At 54.9% G+C, this 15,275-nt stretch carries 19 protein-coding genes; 7 read left to right on the top strand and 12 right to left on the bottom strand.

The genetic code is table 11. From position 1 onward, the window contains the following. Window positions 1-20: 20 nt before the first annotated feature. Both FN082_RS15885 and pdxK read right to left on the bottom strand, forming a co-directional pair. Window positions 21-260, bottom strand: a complete 240-nt coding sequence (locus FN082_RS15885) for a cytoplasmic protein (RefSeq protein WP_142462667.1) — start codon at window positions 258-260, stop codon at window positions 21-23. Then, on the bottom strand, window positions 257-1,123 hold the full coding sequence (gene pdxK, locus FN082_RS15880; protein ID WP_142462668.1) for a pyridoxine/pyridoxal/pyridoxamine kinase: 867 nt from the start codon (window positions 1,121-1,123) through the stop codon (window positions 257-259). The genes FN082_RS15885 and pdxK overlap by 4 nt, the downstream gene beginning before the upstream one ends. A gap of 82 nt (window positions 1,124-1,205) precedes the next feature. Here pdxK and ptsJ point away from each other — a divergent pair, with 82 nt between their 5' ends. The 4 genes from ptsJ (at window position 1,206) to FN082_RS15860 (ending at window position 4,122) form a co-directional block, all read left to right on the top strand. Beyond that, entirely contained in the window at window positions 1,206-2,504 is a 1,299-nt protein-coding gene (gene ptsJ / locus FN082_RS15875; protein ID WP_142981909.1) for a MocR-like B6 salvage transcription factor PtsJ, read from the top strand. Between the two features lie 14 nt (window positions 2,505-2,518). After that, complete coding sequence (locus tag FN082_RS15870) at window positions 2,519-3,232, top strand: type 1 glutamine amidotransferase (RefSeq protein WP_142981908.1); 714 nt, start codon at window positions 2,519-2,521, stop codon at window positions 3,230-3,232. Window positions 3,233-3,317: 85 nt separating this feature from the next. Continuing rightward, a complete protein-coding gene (locus FN082_RS15865) occupies window positions 3,318-3,692 on the top strand; it encodes a YfeK family protein (protein WP_139536703.1) in 375 nt (124 codons plus the stop codon). Between the two features lie 22 nt (window positions 3,693-3,714). Beyond that, window positions 3,715-4,122, top strand: a complete 408-nt coding sequence (locus tag FN082_RS15860) for a YybH family protein (RefSeq protein WP_142981907.1) — start codon at window positions 3,715-3,717, stop codon at window positions 4,120-4,122. On the opposite strand, the gene cysM is transcribed toward FN082_RS15860, so the two are convergent. The 5 genes from cysM to cysP all read right to left on the bottom strand — a co-directional run bounded on the left by cysM (window position 4,119) and on the right by cysP (window position 8,973). Then, window positions 4,119-5,030: a cysteine synthase CysM gene (gene cysM / locus FN082_RS15855; RefSeq protein ID WP_139536705.1), complete on the bottom strand. Its 912-nt coding sequence runs from the start codon at window positions 5,028-5,030 to the stop codon at window positions 4,119-4,121. The two genes, FN082_RS15860 and cysM, sit on opposite strands and share 4 nt — an antisense overlap. A 134-nt stretch (window positions 5,031-5,164) precedes the next feature. Then, entirely contained in the window at window positions 5,165-6,259 is a 1,095-nt protein-coding gene (gene cysA, locus FN082_RS15850) for a sulfate/thiosulfate ABC transporter ATP-binding protein CysA (RefSeq protein ID WP_139536706.1), read from the bottom strand. After that, a complete protein-coding gene (gene cysW / locus FN082_RS15845; protein ID WP_142462673.1) occupies window positions 6,249-7,124 on the bottom strand; it encodes a sulfate/thiosulfate ABC transporter permease CysW in 876 nt (291 codons plus the stop codon). Before cysW ends, cysA begins: the two co-directional genes overlap by 11 nt. Beyond that, the gene (gene cysT / locus FN082_RS15840) at window positions 7,124-7,957 is read right to left on the bottom strand and encodes a sulfate/thiosulfate ABC transporter permease CysT (protein ID WP_139536708.1); all 834 of its coding nucleotides are present in this window, start codon (window positions 7,955-7,957) and stop codon (window positions 7,124-7,126) included. Before cysT ends, cysW begins: the two co-directional genes overlap by 1 nt. Continuing rightward, window positions 7,957-8,973 (bottom strand): thiosulfate/sulfate ABC transporter substrate-binding protein CysP, encoded by a 1,017-nt coding sequence (gene cysP / locus FN082_RS15835; RefSeq protein ID WP_139536709.1) that lies wholly within the window; start codon window positions 8,971-8,973, stop codon window positions 7,957-7,959. The genes cysT and cysP overlap by 1 nt, the downstream gene beginning before the upstream one ends. A 199-nt stretch (window positions 8,974-9,172) precedes the next feature. Here cysP and FN082_RS15830 point away from each other — a divergent pair, with 199 nt between their 5' ends. Continuing rightward, entirely contained in the window at window positions 9,173-9,535 is a 363-nt protein-coding gene (locus FN082_RS15830) for an endonuclease domain-containing protein (protein ID WP_142981906.1), read from the top strand. Window positions 9,536-9,670: 135 nt separating this feature from the next. On the opposite strand, the gene FN082_RS15825 is transcribed toward FN082_RS15830, so the two are convergent. The 4 genes from FN082_RS15825 to FN082_RS15810 all read right to left on the bottom strand — a co-directional run bounded on the left by FN082_RS15825 (window position 9,671) and on the right by FN082_RS15810 (window position 12,163). Continuing rightward, the gene (locus FN082_RS15825; RefSeq protein ID WP_142981905.1) at window positions 9,671-10,570 is read right to left on the bottom strand and encodes a Dyp-type peroxidase; all 900 of its coding nucleotides are present in this window, start codon (window positions 10,568-10,570) and stop codon (window positions 9,671-9,673) included. 94 nt (window positions 10,571-10,664) lie between these two features. Beyond that, complete coding sequence (locus tag FN082_RS15820; protein ID WP_142462677.1) at window positions 10,665-11,240, bottom strand: RpoE-regulated lipoprotein; 576 nt, start codon at window positions 11,238-11,240, stop codon at window positions 10,665-10,667. A gap of 61 nt (window positions 11,241-11,301) precedes the next feature. Next, window positions 11,302-11,751 carry a DUF2919 domain-containing protein gene (locus FN082_RS15815; RefSeq protein WP_139536713.1) on the bottom strand — a complete coding sequence of 150 codons (450 nt, stop codon included), beginning with the start codon at window positions 11,749-11,751 and terminating at the stop codon, window positions 11,302-11,304. Next, entirely contained in the window at window positions 11,738-12,163 is a 426-nt protein-coding gene (locus tag FN082_RS15810) for a GNAT family acetyltransferase (RefSeq protein ID WP_004853033.1), read from the bottom strand. The genes FN082_RS15815 and FN082_RS15810 overlap by 14 nt, the downstream gene beginning before the upstream one ends. Window positions 12,164-12,374: 211 nt before the next feature. On the opposite strand from FN082_RS15810, the gene amiA reads away from it, so the two are divergent. Continuing rightward, complete coding sequence (gene amiA / locus FN082_RS15805) at window positions 12,375-13,250, top strand: N-acetylmuramoyl-L-alanine amidase AmiA (protein ID WP_139536714.1); 876 nt, start codon at window positions 12,375-12,377, stop codon at window positions 13,248-13,250. Continuing rightward, window positions 13,250-14,149: an oxygen-dependent coproporphyrinogen oxidase gene (hemF, locus tag FN082_RS15800; protein WP_139536715.1), complete on the top strand. Its 900-nt coding sequence runs from the start codon at window positions 13,250-13,252 to the stop codon at window positions 14,147-14,149. Before amiA ends, hemF begins: the two co-directional genes overlap by 1 nt. A gap of 58 nt (window positions 14,150-14,207) precedes the next feature. On the opposite strand, the gene eutR is transcribed toward hemF, so the two are convergent. After that, window positions 14,208-15,260, bottom strand: a complete 1,053-nt coding sequence (gene eutR, locus FN082_RS15795) for an HTH-type transcriptional regulator EutR (protein ID WP_139536716.1) — start codon at window positions 15,258-15,260, stop codon at window positions 14,208-14,210. Between the last annotated feature and the right edge of the window lie 15 nt (window positions 15,261-15,275).

Genomic DNA, 15,275 nt, shown 5'->3' with positions numbered 1-15,275 from the left:
CCTCTGAGGGCGCCATTTTTTTATATCGCCGCTTTAAAGGGTCGATAGCACTTCTCCCGCGAGAGTATTTTCATACCCTCCGGGCTGCTTTCCAGAATTCGCTTCTCGCTGTCAGAAACCAGCAAATCACATTGATACCCTCCAACGGCGCCAAATAGCGCCCCGACTTCACAGGCATCCTCCAGCGCTTCGCTACCGGTCGTATCAAAATACCCAACGACTCTTCCCTGCTGACGAACTACTAAACGATAGCTCTTCATGCGCCCTCCCCTTGTGGCGGAAGAATAAGCTCATCGCAGCCCTGTTCATCAGTCCAGGTCATGACCGCCAGTACCCGCTGCGCTGCAGCATGAGTCGCCACGCTCAACGGCATTCCGCAGACCAGTCCGCTAACCAGCTCAGCGCAAAAAAGGTCGCCCGTTCCCTTAAGATCGGTTTCAACGCGCGGATGTTCCACCACGTCAACCGACTCCGCGCCAACCACCAGCACGTTAATCGAGGCGTTATCCACTCCTGGCGCGCTGGTAATCACCACCCATTGCAGTGAGTCAGATAACAAACTGCGCGCGGCAATAATTGCCTCCTGCTGATTATGGCAAGGCAGGCCGCTTAGGGTCTCCAGCTCAAACAGATTTGGCGTGATCCCCTGCGCCAGCGGTAACAAATGGGTGCGATAGGCTTCAGGAATTTCGGCCTTCACGTAAATGCCGCTATCCACGTCGCCAATAACCGGGTCAACCAGAATACACAGGTCAGGATGGTGCTCACGAATACGCAACAACCATTGCGCCAGGCGCTCAATCTGCACCGCGCTGCCCATATAACCGGTGGTCACTGCTCGCAGTTCACGGAGCGCGTCACGCTCCTCCAGCGCCTTTAAATAACCGACAAACCACTCTTCCGGAATGACGCCGCCATAGTACGTATCATAATGCGGAGTATTGCTGAACAGCACCGTCGGCACCGCGATCACCCGCAGGCCATGCTGCTTTATCGCCGGTATCGCAATGCTGTTTCCTACGCTACCGTAGACCACCTGCGATTGTACGGCCACGATATCGACCTGTAGCGCCCGACTTTTATCGTTGAAGAGCACTGATTGTATTTCGTCCTGCTGGCCCATCCTTTCTCCCCCCGCTGGACAGCGGGTCATACTCTGATTATCATTCGTCCTATGCTAAAATTCATTTTGTCATAGGTCAATAATGATTGTTGGAAAAACTGCCAGTGAGATCTTCGATAATATCCGCCATCTGGTACAAAGCGGCGTACTGAAACCTGGCGCTGTTTTGCCGCCGGTGCGCGAGCTGGCTGGCGAGCTGTCGGTTAACCGCAATACCGTCGCTGCCGCCTATAAGCGACTAGTGACCTCCGGTCTGGCCATTAGCCAGGGGCGTAATGGTACCGCCATCAAGACGCATAATACTCTCCCCGCGCTTGAAGGGGGCGATCCTTCTTCGCCACTGAAAGATATTTCCAGCGGTAACCCCGACCCCAGCCGCCTGGCAGACCTCAGGAACTACCTCAGCGCCATCGCCATAGCTCCTCGTCTGTACGGCGATGCGGCAGTTGAACCGAAGCTCGCCGCCTGGGCCCATACCTGGGTAAACAACGATCTGGGCATCGATGCCGAAATTAATCTTGCCAGCGGCGCTATCGATGCGCTGGAGCGCCTGCTGTGCGCCCTACTGCTGCCAGGCGATAGCGTGGCCATTGAAGACCCCTGCTTTCTCAGCAGCATCAACATGCTGCGCTATGCCGGTTTTAATCCTTCGCCAGTACCGGTCGATGGTGAAGGCATGGAGCCAGAGGCCCTTGAGGAAGCGCTACGCAGCGGTGCCCGTGCGGTCATTATAACTCCCCGAGCGCATAATCCGACCGGCTGCAGCCTCAGCGAATCCCGCGCCCGGGCGATACGTGAAATACTGGCCCGCTATCCGCAGGTGCTGGTGATTATTGATGACCATTTCGCCCTGCTCTCCGCCACGCCCTGGTTCTCTCCGCTTCCAGCAGAAACTCAACGCTGGGCGCTGGTGCGCTCGCTATCGAAAACTTTGGGGCCGGATATGCGCCTGGCCATCGTCGCCAGCGACGCTGACACGTCAACTGCGCTACGCCTCAGGCTTAATTCCGGTAGCCAATGGGTCAGCCATCTGTTGCAGGATCTGGTGCTTGCCTGCCTGAACGACAACACCTTTATGACATCCCTGGCGGAGAGTCGACGCCACTATCGGCAGCAGCATGAAAAGCTGATTGCCGCGCTCGCCAGGTGCGGTATCACTCATCTGACGCCAGGAGATGGTCTTAATTTTTGGTTCCCGCTGCAAGAACCGAGCCAGCAGGCAGCGCTGCGCCTGGCGCATGCCGGTTGGCTGGTTCGTGAAGGTGAAACGTTCGGCATTCGCGCGCCATCGCACGGGCTACGACTGTCGATTGCGACGCTGAGCGATGATGAAATTAATAAACTCGCCAATGACTTATGTCAGATATTACATCAACACTAACAGGAGTTAACGCTATGCAGATCCACTTTATCGTCCATGAAGTCTTTGAAGCGCCGGGAGCTTATCTGCATTGGGCGCAGGAGCGCGGTCATGATACCAGTTGGTCACGCGTTTACGCGGGGGATACGCTGCCGGAAAACGCTGATGCCTTTGATATGCTGGTTGTGCTGGGCGGCCCGCAATCGCCGCGCACAACGTTAGCTGAATGCCCATATTTTGATACCCACGCCGAGCAGCGTTTGATTGCGCAGGCCATTGCCGCTGGACGGATTGTTATTGGTATTTGTCTCGGCTCGCAGCTTATCGGTGAAGCGCTGGGCGCAGCAGTTATGCAAAGCCCGAAAAAAGAGATCGGTCACTACCCGATAACGTTAACCACAGCAGGCCTGCATGATGACAAACTTGCCCATTTTGGCCCGTCGCTGGTCGTAGGCCACTGGCATAACGACATGCCGGGGCTGACGCCGGAGGCGATCGTGATGGCCTCCAGTGAAGGTTGTCCACGGCAAATTGTCAAATATAGCGACAGAGTATATGGCTTCCAGTGTCATATGGAGTTTGATGCTGACGTCATTGAACTGCTGATCGCGCATTCGAAGCCAGAGCTTAGCGCTGCCAAAGGTAGACGCTTCATCCGTAGCGAACAGGAGATGCGTGCCTGGGATTATCGTGAGATGAATGAAAAGCTGTGGACATTCCTCGACAAACTGACGAAAAAGCAACCATAAACGGCCGTTTTTCTTAAAGCTAAACCCCCTCACTGCGAAAAGAGTAAACTTTATCGCGAACAAACCACTATGGAAGGGACTCAAGATGAAGAACATTCTCTGCGCAGTGATGGCATTACTTCTAACACTTCCCGCTTTTGCCAAAATCAACGCTTATCAAGAAGCCCGCATTAACGCGATGCTTGACGCCCTGGCGCAAAAGAAAGATCTGATCTTCGTGCGCAACGGTGATGCCCATACCTGCGAGGAAGCAGTCTCACACCTGCGGCTAAAATTAGGCAATACTCGCAATCGCATCAATACTGCCGAGCAATTTATTGATAAGGTGGCATCATCATCGTCGATCACCGGCAAGCCCTATATCGTCAGGATCCCGGGAAAAAGTGATGAAAACGCGCAGCCCTACCTGCACGCGCTGATCGCCGAGACTGATAAAACGGTCGTGGCGGAAAGTCAATAGTTCACAAAAAGGGCCATCAGAGATGCACAATCCCAACCCACAGCTAAAAGCCGTCATTGAAGCCTGCGATCGCGCCATCTCTCAGGAGGATTACGATAGCCTGATGGAATATTACGCCGAAGACGCCGCGCTGGTCGTCAAACCGGGCATGGTGGTCAGGGGTAAAGAAAATATCCGCAAAGCGTTTATCGCCATCGCCGATTATTTTCAGCACCGGCTGGTGGTGACGCAGGGGAAAATGGAGATTATTGAAGGCGGCGGCAATGCGCTGGTGATTATGGAAACCCGACTGGACATCCCCACTGCGGAAGGCGGGATAACACAGGTCACGCGGCGCGCAACCTATGTCTTTCACCTGCAGGGTGAGCGCTGGCTATGTACCGTAGATAACTCCTACGGTACTGACCTGCTTGACGTTCCCGAGGTTTAAATTCCCGCACCCTGGGCAAAGTGCTCTTCGCCAAAAACGCCGGTAGAGAGGTAGCGATCGCCGCGATCGCAGACGATCGCCACCACCACCGCACCAGGATTTTCTCGAGCAATGCGTAACGCGCCAGCTACCGCACCGCCTGAACTGACGCCGCAGAAAATCCCCTCCTGCACCGCCAGCATCCGCATGGTCTTTTCTGCATCCTGCTGATGAATATCCAGCACCGCATCCACCAGCTGCGCGTTAAAGATCCCCGGCATATATTCGGCAGGCCAGCGGCGAATCCCCGGAATGCTGCTTCCTTCTTCCGGCTGTAGCCCGACAATGCTTACCGTTTTATCCTGCTCGCGCAGAAAGCGTGAAACGCCGGTAATAGTTCCGGTAGTGCCCATACTGGAGACAAAATGGGTAATGCGTCCGTCAGTCTGCTGCCAGATTTCCGGCCCGGTAGTGGTATAGTGCGCGTAAGGGTTATCCGGATTATTGAACTGATCCAGCAGCTTACCTTCCCCGCGTTGGGCCATTTCCAGCGCCAGATCGCGCGCCCCTTCCATGCCCTGCTCTTTGGTCACCAGAATCAGCTCAGCGCCGTAGGCGCGCATAGCGGCACGACGCTCCTGGCTCATATTATCCGGCATCAGCAGCTTCATCTGGTAGCCTTTAAGCGCGGCAATCATCGCCAGCGCGATACCGGTATTGCCGCTGGTCGCTTCAATCAGCACATCGCCAGGTTTAATCTCTCCGCGTTTTTCCGCTTCGACAATCATCGACAGCGCGGCGCGATCCTTTACCGAACCGGCCGGGTTGTTCCCTTCCAGCTTGACCCAGATTTCGCTGCCGTTGTCAGGTGCAAGGCGTTGTAATTTCACCAGAGGCGTATTGCCAATTGTTTGTTCTAATGTATTCACGTTTTTTGCCCAATAAAAAGGCCGGGAGAGTTTACCCGGCCTGCAAACGTCCCCGGATGGCGACGCATCGCGTCTTACCCGGGCTACCAAATCCTGCCGTTGCGTAAACGGCGATAAACTTGCGGATTAAGCTATCAGGCCGATTCGGCCAGAGCAAGCTCCTCGCGCGGCTCAATACGCTCGGTGCCGTTATACAGACGCGCGTTCTGCAGACCGACAAACAAGCGTTCCCCACGATACGGCGCATCTTCGCCCTGTAGAACCACGGTTAGCGGTTCGTCATACCACCCAAGGGGTTGAACAACTAATTGGGTGTAGTGGCCTTTGGGGCTGGCTTCAAGTACCTGTACCGGCAGCGGCGAATCAAGACTGGTGCGACGGCTGATATCCACTTCCCACGGACGCAGGAACAGATCGACCGGCCCCTGGTATGCAGGGGTATAGCCCAACGGCCAGCGATGCGCGCCGACGTGGAACTGACCGCCGCGAATGGTGCCTTTCAGGCGGTTAACTTCGCCCATAAACTCCAGCACAAAGCGGGTGGCAGGCTCACGCCACACCAGGTCAGGCGCATCGGCCTGTTCGATATTGCCCTGGCTCATCACTACCACGCGATCCGCCACTTCGGTGGCCTCTTCCTGATCGTGGGTCACAAATACGCTGGTAAACTTCAGCTCTTCATGCAGTTGACGCAGCCAGCGCCGCAGCTCTTTACGTACCTGAGCATCCAGCGCGCCGAAAGGCTCATCCAGCAGCAAAATTTGCGGCTCAACCGCCAGCGCTCGGGCCAAGGCCACGCGCTGCTTTTGCCCGCCGGAGAGCTGGGCCGGATAGCGATCGGCCAGATGCGCCAGCTGCACCATTTCCAGCAGTTTGGTGACTTTCGCTTTAATTCCTGCGGCATTTGGCCGCTCACGACGCGGCAGCACCGTCAGGCCAAAAGCGATATTATCGAACACCGTCATATGGCGAAACAGCGCATAGTGCTGGAACACGAATCCAACTTTGCGATCGCGCGCATGCACGCGGCTCACGTCGGTACCGTGAAAACGGATATGCCCGCTGGACTGATTCTCCAGCCCGGCGATAATACGCAGTAGCGTGGTTTTCCCGGAGCCTGACGGCCCCAGCAACGCGACCATCTGTCCGGAGGGGATATCCAGTGAGATATCATTCAGCACCTGGGTGCGACCAAAAGACTTCTTAATATTGGCAATCTCAATGCTCATGATTTCCCTCCAGTTGCGCGCGTTTTTCCTGATTGGCCAAACGCCATTGCACCATACTCTTCAAAAACAAGGTCAAAATAGCCATTAACGTCAGCAGAGCCGCGGCGGTAAACGAACCGACGGTATTGTAGTCCTGCTCCAGTAATTCAATTTGCAGCGGCAGCGATAAGGTTTCGCCGCGAATCGAGCCGGAAACTACCGACACGGCGCCGAATTCGCCAATGGCGCGAGCGTTAGTCAGCACCACGCCGTAAAGCAGTGCCCAGCGGATGTTTGGCAAGGTAACGCGACGGAACATCTGCCAGCCCGAAGCGCCGAGCAAAATCGCCGCCTCATCTTCATGGCTACCCTGACTCATCATCACCGGCACCAGCTCGCGAACCACAAACGGACAGGTCACAAAGATGGTCGCCAGCACCATACCTGGCCAGGCGAACATGATCTGCAGGTTGTGCTCATCGAGCCAACCGCCCAGCGGGCCGTTAGAACCGTAAAACAGCAAATAAACCAGCCCCGCCACCACCGGCGAGACGGCAAACGGAATATCCAGCAGCGTCAGCAGCAGCTGGCGGCCCGGAAAAGTAAAGCGCGTCACCAGCCAGGCAAGCAGCACACCGAACACCAGGTTTACCGGCACGGTAATCAAAGCAATCATCACCGTCAGCCAGATAGCATGCAGCATGTCCGGATCGGCAAGGTTTTGCAGCACCGGCATCAGGCCTTTGCTAAACGCCTGCACGAAGATATAGACCATCGGCACAATCAGAATGAAGGCAGAAACCAGCATTCCGGTACCAATCAGAAACCACTTTCCCCAGTTAATACGGGGGGCGTCATAACGCTTCAATTGAGTAACTTCCGCCATTAGTGACCTACCACGCGTCGACCAAAGCGACTCTGCAAGGTATTGATGGAGAACAGCAGCAACAGCGAAGCCGCAAGGATCACCGAAGCAATCGCGCTGGCGGCAGGGTAATCAAACTCCTGCAAACGAATAAAAATCATCAGCGAGGTCACTTCCGTTTTCCACGCGATGTTGCCGGCGATGAAAATTACCGCGCCAAACTCGCCCAGGCTGCGGGTAAACGACAGCGCGACGCCAGCCAGCAGCGCCGGAGACAGCTCCGGCAGCACCACTTTGCGAAAGCTCTGCAGACGAGTCGCCCCCAGGGTTTCAGCGGCCTCTTCATACTCCGGACCCAGTTCTTCAAGCACCGGCTGGACCGTACGCACCACAAACGGAATGCTGGTAAAGGCCATGGCTACCGCGATACCCAGCCAGGTATAGGTCACTTTGATATCGAACTTCGCCAGCCACTCGCCGTAAAAGCCGTTGACGGAAAACAGCGACGCCAGCGTCAGGCCTGCCACCGCGGTCGGTAGCGCAAACGGTAGATCCATCAGCGCATCCAGCAGCGTACGGCCCGGAAAGCGATAGCGCGTAAGGATCCACGCCATCAACAGGCCGAATACACCGTTAAAAATTGACGCCACGAAAGCCGACAGCAGGGTAACTTTATAAGCCGCCACGACCTGAGGGTTAGTAATCACATCCCAGTACTGACCCCAGGTCATTTGTGCAAGCTGCATCACCAGAGCGCTCAGCGGTAAAAGCAGAATCAAGCAAACAAACAGCAGGCTGGTACCGAGGCTCAGGGTAAAGCCCGGCAGCACGCGCTTTGATGCAACAGCAAACATTACTTACGCCCCGCCGCCAACAGTTTGTCCAGCTCGCCGCCGCTGGCAAAGTGGGTTTTCATCACTTCCGGCCAGGAGCCAAATTGATCTTCCACGCGGAACAGTTCGGTCTGCGGGAATTTATCTTTTAACGAATCCATCACTTTCGGGTTGTTCACACGATAGTAATAGTCGGTGATGATCGTCTGCGCCTGCGGGCTGTAGAGCCAGTTCAGATAGGCTTTAGCTGCTTTCTCCGTTCCATTGGCCTGTACGTTTTTATCCACCCAGGCCACCGGGAACTCAGCAAGAATATTGGTTTTAGGAACAACGACCTCGAACCCCTGCTCTTCATACTGTTTGCGGATGTTATTCACTTCCGATTCGAAGCTAATCAGCACATCGCCAAGTCCGCGTTCGGCAAAGGTGGTGGTTGCACCGCGACCACCGGTATCGAACACTTCGACGTTCTTCAGAAACTGGGTCATGAACTGCTCGGTTTTCGCTTTATCACCGCCATCAGCTTTGTCCGCGGCCCCCCACGCAGCCAGATAGGTGTAACGGGCGTTACCTGAGGTTTTCGGGTTCGGGAAAATCAGTTTCACATCGGAGCGCACCAGATCGTTCCAGTCGTGGATATTTTTTGGGTTGCCCTTGCGCACCAGGAATCCCATCGTGGAATAAAACGGCGAACTATTATTCGGCAGACGGCTTTGCCAGTCGGCGGGGATCAATTTGCCTTTATCGTGCAGAATCTGTACGTCGGTCACCTGATTGTAAGTGACAACGTCGGCCTTCAGACCTTGCAGAATCGCCAGCGCCTGTTTTGATGACCCGGCATGAGATTGTTTTATCGTCAGCTTGTCGCCGCCGTTATCTTTTGCCCACTGCTGTTCAAACGGTGGGTTAAGGGCGGCAAACAGCTCGCGGGAAACATCGTAGGAACTGTTCAACAGTTCCGTCGCCTGAGCCTGCGCAACCAGCAGCACAGAAGCAGCCAGCGCCAGATATCCTTTTTTCAGTGAATTAACGGCCATTGCGCACCCTTATCAATTTGATGATTTTCTGGTGATCATCATATTTATAACGGCTATGAAAGGAGTAACGGTTTTATATACCGTTTGGCGATTTGGAAGTCGAAAAGAGAATAAGAGAATGGCAAAGCTTTTCTGAATCGTGCTTCCAGAATCGGGATGAGATTCAGACAACCGGCTGATAAGCAGGCATGGTGTGTGGATGAAAAACGCGCAATTATTCGCTCGCCAGCTCAGGCGCAGCTTAACGCTCCAGGAACGTAGACTATGGTATTTGCTGCGTAACCGGCGCTTTGCTTGCTACAAATTTCGCCGCCAGCATCCCATAGGCCCCTATATCCTCGATTTTGCCTGCTGCGCAGTACGCCTGGCGATTGAGCTGAATGGCGGCCAACACGATGAAAGGAGCCTCTACGATGCCCGTCGCACCCGCTGGTTGCAGGGTCAGGGATGGCGAGTTTTACGTTTCTGGAATAATGAGTTTGAACATGATGAGGAGGCGGTGATGGAGAGGATACTTGAGGCGCTTGAGTCGCCAATACCCTCACCCCGGCCCTCTCCCTAAGGGAGAGGGAGAAAGGCAATCCGCGCTCAAGCTCGGCAACAACCGCCAATCGGTCCCCTGCGACACAGCACTCACAGACTACGCCGGTCAGTCCCCTCTCCCCTGTGGGGAGAGGGTTAGGGTGAGGGGAAAAGTTTACAGCGCCTGCAGCCTGTCCAGCGACGGTGCGAAGTAGTATCCACCGGTCACCGGTTTAGTGAAACGCAGCATCGCATCGCGCTTACCGTCGGTATCGCCGAACATGCTCAGCAGCTGCTGCTCGATATTGTACAGGCGCGCGCAGTAGGCGCAGAAGTAGAGGCCATGAGTACCGCTGGCGGTGCCGTACGGCAGGCTCTGACGCACGATTTTCAGCCCTTTACCGTCTTCTTTCAGATCGACGCGGCTCAGGTGAGAGGTCTCCGGACGATCGTCGCCGTCAATCTCTTCATTGGCCTCTTTGGTGCGGCCAATCATCATTTCCTGGTCAGGGATGCTCATGCGATTAAGCTGCTTGAGGTTATGCTCCCAGCGCTGAACGAAGACATAGCTGCCGCCTGCATCAACGCCATCTTTAATAACCGCGACGTCACGACGCGTCTCTTCACCCGCCGGGTTTTCAGTACCATCGACGAAGCCGCTCAGATCGCGCTCTTCAATCCAGCGGAAACCGTGAATTTCTTCTTTAACGTCAATGATGCTACCGAATGCAGCCATTGCTGCCTGGGCAACAGAGAAATTCACCTCATGCTGCGCGGACAAAATATGGATCAGCAAATCATACTGGGTGGACGGCGCCAGACCTTTACCGTAAACCGGGAAGTCTTTTAACTCTTCGGCCCCTACGCCGCCGCTCAGTTGACGCCAGACGTTATGACCAAAAGCGACAACCGCCCCCAGTTTAGCATCCGGATATGTCGCCTCAAACGTGGCTAACTTATCGGCAAAAACCTTGCTGGCTTCGCGCAGTGCGTCGACGTCGCCTTTAACATTCGCTTCAATCCAAATCGCCGCACGGCAATGTTCCGGCAAAATGCCGCTCTGAACCTGAGACATCGCTCCTCCTGAAATAATACAGCCACAACGCTGTGACCTTTTTAAGGCGCTATTGTACCCGCTTTTTCAGGACGTCGAATCACTTCAGATCAAATTAGCGACGCCAGATAATCTTGCTCACCGTCCAGTTTTTCAGCGTGTCATCGGAAGGCATTAACTCTTCAGGGCCGCTCCAGTTTCCGGTAAATGCATAGCTAATATGCTGGCTTCCCTCGGCCTTACACTCCACTACCGCACCGTTGTCGTGAGTGCCTTTCTGACAGTGACCAAATGCTTTGCTGTAGATGTCGCTAAACGGAGTGCCAATTTTCACGCCGCTGGCGGCTTTAATATTGCTGTCGCGCACGTCGATACGGCTAATCGTACCGCTCTCGCCGTTGATGGTCAGGGCAACCTTGTCATCTTTTAACGCTTCAAAGTAGCGCACAATATTGCCGTTAGCCGTTTTCATACCGCTGCGCAGGCGGTAGCTGCTGCCAAGCGCATCGCTGATAGCCTGCTCGCTCAGCGGCGTGGCTGCCGTCAGGTTGCCTACGCCCCGCTCGGTGACTTCCGTTGAGGAACCAAACCAGTTCCACGGATATGCCGCCGACCAGTTAACCGAACTCATCGTCGAGCAGCCGGTTAAAGCCAGCGGTAGCGCGCAGAGAAATAAACGTAGCGATTTCATGACTTAGTCCTTTCTGATTAATTCAACGCAAGTTGGAGTACGCGATCGGCAAAAAGTGCCCTTAAAGCTGCTCCTGGCGAAAACAGGCTTTCAGCCGACGGCTGCTTAACAACCACCAGAGCGCGTAGAGATCTGCCACCAGCAGGGAGATTGTCACTGCCGATGGCGATTCACCGCTCATCCATAACAGCGGCTGCCAGACCAGCAGCAATATCTGAGAGAGCACCAGCAGCCAACGCATTATGGGCCAGAGCCGGGGGAATCGCTGACGATGCCCGCTGAAAACAAACGCCAGCACCGCCGGAATGCCGGGCAGCAGCCCCAGCCAAAAATTATCGTGATCGGGATAAAACAGATTCAGCAGCGCATCACCCTGCTGCCGCGACGCCCCGGCCATCAGAAATAGTACCCACGTCCGCGCCTGCAACAGCAGCACGCACCAAAATAGAAACGGCAAACGCAGGCGACCATGGGTATCAAAATCGGAGGGGATAAACTCAGTATTCTTCATCTTCAATTAAGCGTTTGCCAAGGCACAGCACGTCAGAATGCTCATAGCCCAGGCGTTCATACATTCCCTGAACCACGTCATTATCTTCGCGTACCATAATATTAATTTTCGGGCAGCCGCGAGCTATCAGCTTTTTCTCCAGCCGATTAAGCAGCGCATTAGCAATACCTCGACCGCGATATTCAGGGTGCACGCCAAGATAATAAGCAGACCCGCGATGACCATCGTAGCCGCCCATCACCGTGCCAACCACTTCCCCATTGACCTCGGCAACCAGAAACAGGCTGGCATCATGGTTCAGCTTACGTTCAATATCCATTTCCGGATCGTTCCATGGCCGCAGGAGATCGCAGCGCTCCCACAGGGTAATGACCTCTTCGAAATCTTGCTGGCGAAAAACGCGTATCTCCATGGTATTGCCCACCATTGACGGTTAAAAACAGTGATTATGGCGCGATTACGCCCGATAGCCAATATCAGGCGCAATGAGCCGCAAAAAATGGCATAATGTGACTTTGTCATGTATTGAAATGAAAAGTAAAACAATTCTTATTTTGAATGGTCGTATCAGAAAACACGATACGATATAACATTGGTTACCACTTGTTTGCAATTCAGGCCGAATGAGCACTTTTAAACCATTAAAAATACTTGCTTCGCGCCGCCAGGTGCTGAAAGCCGGGCTGGCAGCAATCACGCTTTCAGGGATCGCCTCACAGGCCAGCGCGAAAGAACAACAACCATTGAAAACATCCAATGGGCACAGCAAACCCGCAGCAAAGAAAAAGGGCGCTAAACGCATCGTGATGCTCGACCCGGGCCATGGCGGTATTGATACCGGCGCTATCGGCCATAACGGTTCAAAAGAGAAGCACGTCGTGCTGGCGATCGCCAAAAACGTGCGCAGCATTTTGCGCAGCAACGGCATCGATGCACGCCTTACGCGCAGCGGTGATACCTTTATTCCGCTATACGACCGCGTGGAGATAGCCCATCAGCACGGTGCCGATCTCTTCATGTCGATTCACGCCGACGGCTTTACCAACCCGAGCGCTGCCGGAGCTTCCGTTTTCGCGCTCTCCAACCGCGGCGCCAGTAGCGCCATGGCGAAGTATCTCTCTGACCGTGAAAACCGCGCGGATGAAGTGGCCGGCAAGAAAGCGACGGATAAAGACCACCTATTACAGCAAGTGCTGTTTGACCTGGTACAAACTGATACCATCAAAAACAGCCTGACGCTCGGCTCGCATATCCTGAAAAAGATAAAGCCGGTGCATAAGCTACACAGCCGTAATACCGAACAGGCGGCGTTCGTGGTGCTGAAATCGCCATCAATTCCGTCGGTGCTGGTGGAGACTTCGTTCATTACTAATCCGAACGAAGAAAAGCTGCTGGGCACCACCGCGTTCCGACAGAAAATCGCCACGGCGATTGCCAACGGCATTATTAGTTATTTCCACTGGTTCGATAACCAGAAAGCCCACTCGAAGAGACGTTAATGAAACCCGACGCGCACCAGGTAAAAGCTTTCCTTCTTCAGCTACAGGACGCGATTTGCCAAAAACTCAGCGCCGTTGACGGCAGCGCTTTTGTCGAAGATAGCTGGCAGCGAGAAGGCGGCGGCGGTGGGCGTAGCCGGGTACTGCGCGATGGCGGTATCTTTGAGCAAGCTGGGGTTAACTTTTCTCATGTGCACGGCGAGGCAATGCCGGCTTCCGCCACTGCTCATCGCCCTGAACTGGCGGGCCGCAGCTTTGAAGCGATGGGGGTATCGCTGGTCGTGCATCCGCGCAGCCCGTATATCCCCACCAGCCACGCCAACGTGCGCTTTTTTATCGCCGAAAAACCGGGCGCCGATCCGGTATGGTGGTTCGGCGGCGGCTTTGATTTAACCCCCTATTACGGCTTTGAAGAAGATGCCGTTCACTGGCATCGGACCGCCCGCGATTTATGCCAGCCCTTCGGCGAAGAGGTTTATCCGCGCTACAAAAAATGGTGCGACGACTACTTCTTCCTCAAGCATCGTAACGAGCAGCGCGGTATCGGCGGGCTGTTTTTCGACGATTTGAACACACCGAACTTCGATCGCTGTTTCAGCTTTATGCAGGCGGTCGGTAACGGCTACACCGAGGCTTATTTGCCGATCGTCAAGCGACGTAAAGAGATAGCCTGGGGCGAGCGCGAGCGTGATTTTCAGCTCTACCGCCGCGGGCGCTACGTGGAGTTCAACCTGGTATGGGACCGCGGCACCCTGTTCGGCCTGCAAACCGGCGGGCGCACCGAATCCATCCTGATGTCGATGCCGCCGCTGGTGCGCTGGGAATATGACTACCAGCCGGAAGCGGGCAGCCCGGAGGCGGCGCTAAGCGAATTTATTCAGGTACGCGACTGGCTGTAAACGCACGCTTCCTCAGACTGGATTAGACGCAAAGCGCCGCCATCCGGCGCTCCACTCATTACGCCCACTGCCGCATTCGCTGATGCAGCGTTAGCGACGGTTTCTCAGCGAATAGCTGTTGATAATCGGTGGCAAACTGCCCCAGATGCCAGAATCCCCACTGCATAGCGGCATCTTTGACCGTCGCGCTTTGCGACCACGGACTAATAAGTTCCCGACGCACCGCGTTGAGCCGAATGCGCTTCAGCCACGCGTTCGGGCCAATACCCAGAATGGCGTGAAAAGCGTTTTGCAGCGTGCGGCGGCTAACATGCAGCTGATTACATAAGTCAAGAACGGTCAGCGGCTCCGACATATTCTCCAGCACATACTCCCGCGCCCGGGAGAGTAGTCGTCGATAGCTTTGATGGCTGATGCTCTCGGCGGTAACCATCGGCTGCGCCTCTTCCAGCATCGCCCCCATCGCCAGCAGTAGATTATCGCCCAACACTTTGCGTACTGCGGGTTGATGGAGGTTTTCCGGGTTCTCGCTAAACGTTGCCAGCGCCTGCTGCACGAAGCCCCATAGCGCCGCTTTGTGCTGCTCTTTCACCTCCAGCGCCGACTGGTTACGCAACATATGCAGCACTCTTTCCGGATGATGCAGGAAGCCGGCCTGGCGGGAAATCACATCTTCCGAGATAACCACCCCAAGAATGGTGTAATCATCCGGCGTACTGAGTTCAAACTCCGTACCGCCGGGTCGGGTAGCGATTTCCGCGCTGCCAATACACTGTGAGCCAATAAACCCCTGCTCGCCGCGGGTTGCCGGAATACCGAACCAAAAAGAGTTAGGCCATACCAGGCAGGATTGACGCAGCGCCAGGCCAGTATATTCGCGAAAAACCTGAATATCATCGAGCAGAATTTCGGTGAATTCACCGTGGAATTTTCCCGGATGAAGCTGATCGTAAATCTGCTGCCAGGCGGTAATCGTCAGGGCATGTTCATAAACATCGGTGGTACGCCGCTGGTGGACGTTATCCACCTCCACCATCGGCGTCAGCTTAACGTCTTCGGGTAATGCTTCATGATAAAGATGGTGCAGGTTTGCCGTTTTTTTCTTTTTCATGATCTTTTGAGCCGG

The sequence above is a fragment of the Klebsiella spallanzanii genome (assembly GCF_902158555.1).
In the GTDB taxonomy this organism is placed as follows: domain Bacteria; phylum Pseudomonadota; class Gammaproteobacteria; order Enterobacterales; family Enterobacteriaceae; genus Klebsiella; species Klebsiella spallanzanii.
This window is presented reverse-complemented; position numbering and strand designations above follow the sequence as displayed.